This is a genomic window from Limimaricola cinnabarinus LL-001 (genome assembly GCF_000466965.1).
GTDB lineage: Bacteria > Pseudomonadota > Alphaproteobacteria > Rhodobacterales > Rhodobacteraceae > Limimaricola > Limimaricola cinnabarinus.
On the sequence record NZ_BATB01000098.1, the window covers coordinates 1 to 8074 of the forward strand.

Sequence of the window (8074 nt, forward strand, 5' to 3'; positions counted from 1 at the left end):
CGCGCCGGGTGGTGTTCTGGGATCGGATGCCGAAATCCGGCTATGGCAAGATCACCAAGAAGATGATCCGCGAGGCCCTCGTCGCGCGCGGCGAAATCGCCCCGTGATTGCGCCATGATCGCCCCACCTTGCCATCCCGGCCCCGCCGCGCGCCTTGCGCATCGCGAGCCTCGCCTGCCGGGCACATCCGCTGCGGCTGCGGCTGCGCGGCGGGCGACCCTTCGACCGGGTGGTGGCCGAGGCCTTTGCGGAGCAGGGGTTCGAGGCGGGGTATCTGCGGCTGCACGATGTCGGCATGGCACGGATCGACTATGTCCGCCCCGCCCCCGCCCCCGGTCACGGGCCGGTGGCATGGTACAGTGCGATCCGGCGGCTCGCACCGGCCCGGATAGCGGAGGCCGGCGTGCATCTGGGCCGCCGCGACGGCGCGCCTTTCGTGCATGGTCACGGGCTGTGGCGCGGGGCCGATGAGGATGCCGCGCGGATGGGGCACCTGCTCGGTCCCGAATGCCACCTCGACGCGGGGGTCGAGGCCGAGGGCTGGGGGCTGCGCGGTGCGATGTTTTCGGTCGAGGCCGATGCCGAAACGGGGTTCTCGCTCTTTGCGCCGCAGGGCGTGGCCGATCCGAAGGACGGTCTGGCGAACGATCCGGCGGGCGGGCTGCCCGCGGTGCTCTGCGCGCTCAGACCGCATGTCGATCTGCATGCGGGTCTTGCCGAGGCGGCCGCGCGGCACGGGTTGCAGCGGGCGCGGATCGAAGGGTTGGGCAGCCTGGTAGGGGCCACTTTCGCCGACGCCACTGACCTCGACAGCCTCGCCACCGAGATGCTGGTGACGCAAGGCGAGATGCAGGCGGGGCGCGCCCGCATCTCGGCGGCGGCCATCGGTTTCGACGGCGGCCCGTCGCGGGGCCTCCTGCGCGAGGGCGGCAATGCGATCTGCGTCACCGGTGAGCTGCTGTTGATCGGGAATTAGGGTGCGGCGCGATAAGGTCGGCCCGGGCCACCGACCGGCCATATTGCGCTCGCGCAATCCATGTTGACGACGCACCATTTGCCCCACTAACCTTTCTTCATGGCCCCGATCCGGGCCATCCCGCGGGCCGGGCGTCCTGGACAGCATGGTGGGGCACGCAACCCATGCGCTTTTCAAGGGGGGAGTCCATGGGACCGTTTCCGCATGATGCGCCGAAGGCCAAGATCAACGAGCAGAACAGGGCGGGGACCGACGGGTTCGAGTTCGTCGAGTTCGCCCATCCCGAGCGGGGCCGGCTCGAGACCTTGTTCGAAAGCATGGGCTACGAGGAGGTGGCCCGGCACAAGACCAAGGACATCTCGCTCTACCGGCAGGGCGGGATCAACTATCTCGTCAACCGCGAACCGGGCAGCCATGCCGCCAGCTTCGTCGAGCGACACGGCCCCTGCGCGCCCGCGATGGCGTGGCGCGTGGTCGATGCGACGCACGCTTTGAAATGCGCGCTCGATTACGGAGCCGAGGAATATACCGGCCCGGGCAAATCGCTCGACGTGCCCGCGGTGATCGGCATCGGCGGCTCGCTTTTGTATTTCGTCGAGACCTATGGCGAAGGGGGCTCGTGCTACGAGGAGGAGTACACGTGGCTGGGCGAACGCGATCCCCGGCCCGAGGGTGCGGGGTTCTACTATCTTGACCATCTCACCCACAACGTCGCGCGCGGCAACATGTCGACATGGTACGACTTCTACGCCAAGGCCTTCAATTTCCGCGAGATCCGCTTCTTCGACATCAAGGGCAAGCAGACCGGCCTGACGAGCCGCGCGCTGACCTCGCCCGACGGCAAGATCCGCATCCCGATCAACGAAAGCGCCGACGAGAACAGCCAGATCGAGGAGTACCTGCGCGCCTACAAGGGCGAGGGGATCCAGCACATCGCCGTCGGCACCGAAGACATCTATGCGGCCACCGACCGGATCGCTGAAAAGGGCATCGCCTTCATGCCGCCGCCGCCCGCGACCTATTACGAGATGAGCCACGACCGCGTCACCGGCCATCAGGAGCCGATCGACGGTCTGAAGAAACACGGCATCCTGATCGACGGCGAAGGCGTGGTCGATGGCGGCACCACGCGGATCCTGCTGCAGGTCTTTTCCAAGACGGTGATCGGGCCGATCTTCTTCGAATTCATCCAGCGCAAGGGCGATGACGGTTTTGGCGAAGGCAACTTCAAGGCGCTGTTCGAGTCGATCGAGGCCGACCAGATCCAACGCGGCGTTCTCAAGGCCGAGGCCTGAGCCATGGACGCCCCCGAGGAGGATATCGTCATCGCCCGGAGCCGGGCGCGCTACAACGAGGGCTACATGCCCGGCTTCGGCAATGATTTCGAAACCGAGGCCATCGAGGGCGCGCTGCCGATCGGGCAGAACTCGCCGCAGCGCTGCCCTTACGGACTTTATGCCGAGCAACTGTCCGGCACGCCCTTCACCGCGCCACGCGCCTCGAACGAACGGACGTGGCTCTACCGGATGCGGCCCTCGGTGCGGCACATCGCCCGGATGCGGCGGATCGACCTGCCGCTGTTCCGCTCGGCTCCCACGCCCGACGAAAGCGGCCTGCCGCTGGCCCCGATGCGCTGGGACCCGGCGCCGATCCCCGAGGATGCGGGCACATGGCTTGAGGGCATGCGCAGCATCGCCACCGGCGGCGACGTGCTGACCCAGACGGGCTTTGCGATCCACACCTATGCCGTCACCGAAAGCATGGAGACCGAAGCCTTTTACAACGCCGATGGCGAGATGCTGGTGGTGCCCGAGATCGGCAGGCTGCGCTTCTTCACCGAGATGGGCGTGATCGACATCGCTCCGGGCGAGATCGCGCTGCTGCCGCGCGGCCTCAAGTACAAGGTGCTCCTGAACGGCGACGCCAAGTGCCGCGGCTATGTCTGCGAGAATTACGGCGGGGCCTTTTCGGTGCCCGAACGCGGTCCGATCGGCGCGAACTGCCTCGCCAATCCGCGCGATTTTCTAACCCCCGTCGCGGCCTATGAGCGCCGCGACGGCACGTGCCACGGTCTGACCGTGAAGTGGTGCGGCCAGTTCCACCGCTGCGAGATCGATCACAGCCCGCTCGACGTGGTGGCTTGGCACGGCAATTACGCGCCCTACAAGTACAATCTGCGGCACTACTCGCCGGTGGGGCCGATCCTGAACGACCACGCCGATCCGTCGATCTTCACCGTGCTGACCGCCCCCAGTGGTGAGCCGGGCACCGCAAATATCGACTTCGTGATCTTCCCGCCGCGCTGGCTGGTGGCCGAGAACTCGTTCCGGCCGCCATGGTATCACATGAACATCATGTCCGAGTTCATGGGGCTGATCGAAGGGGTCTATGATGCCAAGCCGGAGGGCTTCGTGCCGGGGGGCATGTCGATCCACAACATGATGCTGCCGCACGGACCCGATGCAGAGGCGTTCTACAAGGCCTCGCTCAAGGATCTGGGTCCGGAGCGGCTCACCAACACCATGGCCTTCATGTTCGAGACCCGCTTTCCGCAGCAGGTGACGCGCCATGCCGCGGGGCTGTCGACGCTGCAGGCGGGCTATCCCAAGGTCTGGGCCTCGCTGCGCAACCATTTCGACCCCGAGCGCCGCGACTGGCGGGGCGAATGACCGGGCGAAACGCCACCCACGACCCCGCCCGCCGCAGCTGGGTCGAGAGCGCCAACGCCGAGGGCACGGATTTCCCGATCCAGAACCTGCCTTACGGCGTGTACTCCGAAGGCGGTGGGCCGCGCCGGGTCGGCGTGGCGATCGGCGAGATGATCCTCAATCTCACCGCCGCCGAGGCGGCGGGCCTCCTGCGGCCCGGAGAACCGCCGGTCTTCGACGGCGGCACGCTCAACGCGCTGATGGCGCTCGGGCCCGACGAGTGGTCGCGCGTTCGCGCGGCGGTGGCGGACCTGCTAGATGCCAAGGCGGGCCCGCACGCCGATCTGGTGCTGCTGCGGCAGGACGCGGTGCGGATGCACCTGCCGGTCTACCTGCGCGGCTTCACCGATTTCTATGCCTCGAAGGAGCACGCGACCAATGTCGGTGCGATGTTCCGCGACCCCGAAAACGCCCTTCTGCCGAACTGGTCGCATATCCCGATCGGCTATAACGGGCGCGCCTCGACGGTGGTGGTCTCGGGCACCGGCATCCGCCGCCCGCTGGGCCAGATCAAGGGACCGGAGGATATGGCGCCGCGCCTGGCCCCCACCGCCCGGCTCGACCTCGAGCTGGAGTTGGGCACCCTCGTCGGCACGCCGTCGCGAATGGGCCAGCCGGTAACGGTGGCGCAGGCGCAGGAGATGATCTTCGGCTTCGTGCTGCTCAACGACTGGTCGGCGCGGGACGTGCAGCTTTGGGAATACCAGCCGCTCGGTCCGTTTCAGGCCAAGGCGTTCGGCACCACGATCGGCCCATGGATCGTCACGCGCGAGGCGCTGGAGCCTACCGGGTGCCGACACCGGACCGGGCGACGCCGCTGTTGCCCTATCTGCGCGAGCCGACGGATTGCAACTACGACATCGATCTGGCCATCGACCTCGCCCCCGCAGGCGGCGCGGCGCGGACGGTCAGCCACAGCAACGCCCGGCATCTCTACTACGCCCCGGCGCAGCAGCTGGCCCATCACGCGATCTCGGGCTGCGCCATGGAGACGGGTGATCTCTTGGGGTCCGGCACGATCTCGGGTCCGACCCACGACAGTTGCGGCTCGCTTTTGGAGTTGACGCGAAATGGCCGCGAGCCGCTCGATCTCGACGGGGTGCGGCGCGGATTTCTGGAGGATGGCGACACGGTGCGCCTGCGCGGCTGGTGCGAGGGGGCAGTGCGGATCGGTTTTGGCACGTGCGAGGGAACGATCCTGCCCGCCCCCGCGCCGCCTGTTTGAGCCGGTCGGCCTATGCCGCCGGTCGCGGGGCCGATGTCGAGTTTCGGATCTGGAACGACACCGGCAGGGTGACGATCTTGTCGGGGGCGCAGTTGGCTCCGGCAAGCTGGCGCAGCAGCAGCCCCGCCGCCTGCGCGCCGATCTGAAGCCGGTCCTGCCGCACGGTGGTGAGCGGCGGGATCACGAGCTCGGCCGTCTGGATGTCGTCGAAGCCGATCAGCGACACGTCGTCCGGCACCCGCAGTCCGCGCGCGTGCAGTCCCGAAGCAAGGCCGATGGCAAGCTGGTCCGAGGCGCAGATCACCGCCGTGGGGCAGGGGGCGAGCGCCACGAACTCCGCCGCCGCCCCGCGCCCGGCTTCGAGCGAGAAATCCCGCGATCCGAACCGCGCCTCGGGCAGCGCCAGCCCATGCGCGGCCAGCGCCTGGGCCACACCGTCGCTTCGTTCGGTGTCGAGCACGTTGCCTTCGGGGCCGCAGAGATAGGCGATGTCGCGGTGCCCGAGTTCCGCGGATGGTGCCCCACCGACTGGTGTAAGAGCGCCGACTTTCGGAGAGGTCCAAGCCTGATCAGGAGGCCACGGCGGGCAACCTAATGCCGGGCTGACGATCCGCCCGCCGTCACGGACCTTCCCTGACCGGGTAGCCTCGCTCGATGACCTGCGCGACCGCGTCCCGCTTGAACTCGTCGCTGAACCTGCTGCTGCTCATCATGGCCTTCTTGTCTCAAAACCAGCTTAGAAGGCGTCCACGAACCACAGGGCTAATCACCCGAAAATTCATCGCAGATCAAACCGCAACCGCCCGAATGTCCGGTGAGACGGCGACAGGACCAGTCGGGGATAGGATCGCCAGCTCGGGAAACCTTCGCAAAGCGAACACCTCATCCGGCGCGGAAGAGACCAACATAAACATGGCTCTCATAAGATGGTTCCGGTTCTGCACCGTTTCGTACGCGAAACACTTTGATGAGATTCAGGGGCCTAATCGCTAGTCCCCTGAGACGTTAGGTAATAACAGTTAACGAATTGTAAACTTTGCAGGCTGACATGCTTCACGCTCCCACCCTTCGGCCCGGTCCTGTTCACAGTCCAAAATGTGCCAGCGTCACCAGTGCCGATATGCTCGAAGGTGTGGCGACTTTTCCCCGAGCGACCTTGTCGAGCGACCTGCCCGAATTGGCGTCGCGGCGCTGCGGTGGAGGGGGCGAGCACATCGTGCGGCGCCCTCGGTTGGGCGACATTCACCTGGCGCATCTTCCCTTGCAGATCCTGAGAGACAACTTCCCGGCTACCTGGGCGCTGATGCTCTCCGGCCCGAGCTTTGCGGTCATTCACGATCCGCGAGCCTGTTTCACATCAGCACTCATCCAACGGTTGCAAGAATTCAAGGGGTACGGAGCCACTGACATCCACCCCGAGGATCTGCAGCGCGAAGCAATCGAGGTGGTGAACCGGCTCGACACGCGCGACGCCTTCGTCGATCTCGAATATATCAACTTCATGCGGCAGTCCGACCATGTCGATCTTGATGACCATCGCGTTGTCACCGCCGTCTTTCCGATCGAGCGTCTCGACGCACTCTGGTCGCGGCTTGGCGAGACATTCGGTCTGAACGATCAGACGACCGCGGGGGCAGGTGCAAACCTGGCCTCACATGGCCGCTTGCGTGGCGTAGACTGTCGTTTGGCCTCGACTTACCGGGGCGTCGTGCCTGAACCCGCCCGTCAACGCATTTTTGTGCTGTCGAAGCGGGTCGGCCCGCTCGGGGGGGTGTCAAACGCCTTTGCCAGCCTGTCTTTCGGAGAGGATGTGGAGCGGTTCATTAAGACGTTCTACGCCAAGGATATGGAAATTCACCGTGCGGCGCTCGCCGAGTGGGGCCCGTAAGATGATCTCCTTCTTTCAGCCTGTTGGGCAGGCGGACCCATTAAGAGCCAGCGCCGATGCCCGAAATCCGGGCAGTCCTGAGCCCGAGGACGTCCCCGTCACGCCCTTGGCCGAGGTCGAAGCCGCGCTCACGCTCAGGGGGCGCGGCGGTTTGTTCGTTGATTTCGATGAAACATTGCTGCTCGACAATTCCACGGCCGCCTACCTTCGAAGCCTGCGGCCACGTATGTTGGCTTGGCTCATCCTGAAGCTCATCACCCTGTCTCGCATCTGGCTGCTCTTTCCCGGCGATCGCAGGAAACACGTCTATCACGACTGGCTCAGGGTCGTGATCCCGACGATCCTGATGCCGTGGAGCCTGCCGCTGTGGCGCTGGCGCCATGCCCCCCGCATCGCCCGCGAGAGTGCGAACATGCCTCTGATCGACCTTTTGAAGCAACCCGCCAATCGCCCGACCGCCGTTGTGTCGCTCGGGTTCGGGGCGGTGGTCCGACCATTGCACGACCGGCTGCTCCCCGGTGTTCCCCTTGTCTGCGGAACCTTCCTGGGCGGCTTTCGGCTTCGATCGACCGGCAAGCGCAAACATCTTGAGCAGACATTCGGCAAGGAGGCCGTGGCGGGTTCGACGGTGATCACCAACAGCGAGAACGACCGGGATCTTCTTGATGCCTGCGCCGTTCCGGTCGTTGCGGCCTGGTCCGATGCGCGCGTTGCCGCGCCATTCGCCGACCTCTACATCCCTTTCCGCTATATGGAGAGGGCCAAGCGTCCGGGACAGCGCTACCTGCTGAACGGCGTCATCAAATATGACATCGTGGCCATCGTGCTGGCCTATGCCTGGGATATGCCGCAGCCCGTGCTTGCCGCGTTGGGCTTGGCTTTGATCCATCTTGCCGTGTTCGCGGTCTACGAAGCCGGTTACGTCGACAACGACGTCTCGGGCTCGAAATGGGAAAAGCGCCCGACACTTCATTCGGGCTACGAAGATCACGCCCGCCGGTTCAGCGTCGTCGGTGCGTTCGCCGTGGCTATCGCGGTCTCGGTCTTGGGCGCGGTGCTTTTGAACATCGCCGAGGTCCAAGGCTCGCAGCCGCTCATCGCACTCGCGAAGATCGTTGTTGTCGATGTGGCCCTCATCGGAGGTCTCTTTGGTGCGATCTTCCTGTTTTTCCGGATCTTCAACCGCAGCGCGCCAGATAACCGGTCCGTCCTCTATCCCCTGTTGCAGACCCTTCGGCTTGGCATCTACGGCGTGCTGGCATCGGCCACGCCGAGCG

Annotated in this window: 6 protein-coding genes and 2 pseudogenes; 6 read left to right on the plus strand and 2 right to left on the minus strand. The window is 65.7% G+C overall.

The window, feature by feature from the left end:
* The first annotated feature begins 154 nt into the window (after positions 1-154).
* From MBELCI_RS17615 to fahA, 4 genes and pseudogenes are all read left to right on the plus strand, one after another.
* Positions 155-976 carry a hypothetical protein gene (locus tag MBELCI_RS17615; protein WP_021695603.1) on the plus strand — a complete coding sequence of 274 codons (822 nt, stop codon included), beginning with the start codon at positions 155-157 and terminating at the stop codon, positions 974-976.
* Positions 977-1164: 188 nt separating this feature from the next.
* Positions 1165-2271, plus strand: coding sequence for a 4-hydroxyphenylpyruvate dioxygenase (hppD, locus tag MBELCI_RS17620; protein ID WP_021695604.1), 1107 nt, complete (start codon positions 1165-1167; stop codon positions 2269-2271).
* Positions 2272-2274: 3 nt separating this feature from the next.
* Positions 2275-3645, plus strand: coding sequence for a homogentisate 1,2-dioxygenase (hmgA, locus tag MBELCI_RS17625; RefSeq protein ID WP_021695605.1), 1371 nt, complete (start codon positions 2275-2277; stop codon positions 3643-3645).
* Positions 3642-4909: pseudogene (fahA, locus tag MBELCI_RS17630) on the plus strand (fumarylacetoacetase). The gene hmgA and the pseudogene fahA overlap by 4 nt, the downstream one beginning before the upstream one ends.
* Before the next feature lie 10 nt (positions 4910-4919).
* On the opposite strand, the gene MBELCI_RS17635 reads toward fahA, so the two are convergent.
* Together MBELCI_RS17635 and MBELCI_RS20885 are read right to left on the minus strand one after the other, a co-directional pair.
* Complete coding sequence (locus MBELCI_RS17635) at positions 4920-5519, minus strand: substrate-binding domain-containing protein (RefSeq protein WP_081698651.1); 600 nt, start codon at positions 5517-5519, stop codon at positions 4920-4922.
* Between the two features lie 19 nt (positions 5520-5538).
* Positions 5539-5622 (minus strand): annotated as a pseudogene (locus MBELCI_RS20885) (transposase); the annotation flags it as partial.
* A gap of 443 nt (positions 5623-6065) precedes the next feature.
* On the opposite strand from MBELCI_RS20885, the gene MBELCI_RS17640 reads away from it, so the two are divergent.
* Both MBELCI_RS17640 and MBELCI_RS17645 read left to right on the plus strand, forming a co-directional pair.
* Positions 6066-6797 (plus strand): hypothetical protein, encoded by a 732-nt coding sequence (locus tag MBELCI_RS17640; RefSeq protein ID WP_131505597.1) that lies wholly within the window; start codon positions 6066-6068, stop codon positions 6795-6797.
* A gap of 1 nt (position 6798) precedes the next feature.
* A partial coding sequence (locus MBELCI_RS17645) for a hypothetical protein (RefSeq protein ID WP_131505598.1) occupies positions 6799-8074 on the plus strand: 1276 nt, incomplete at its 3' end.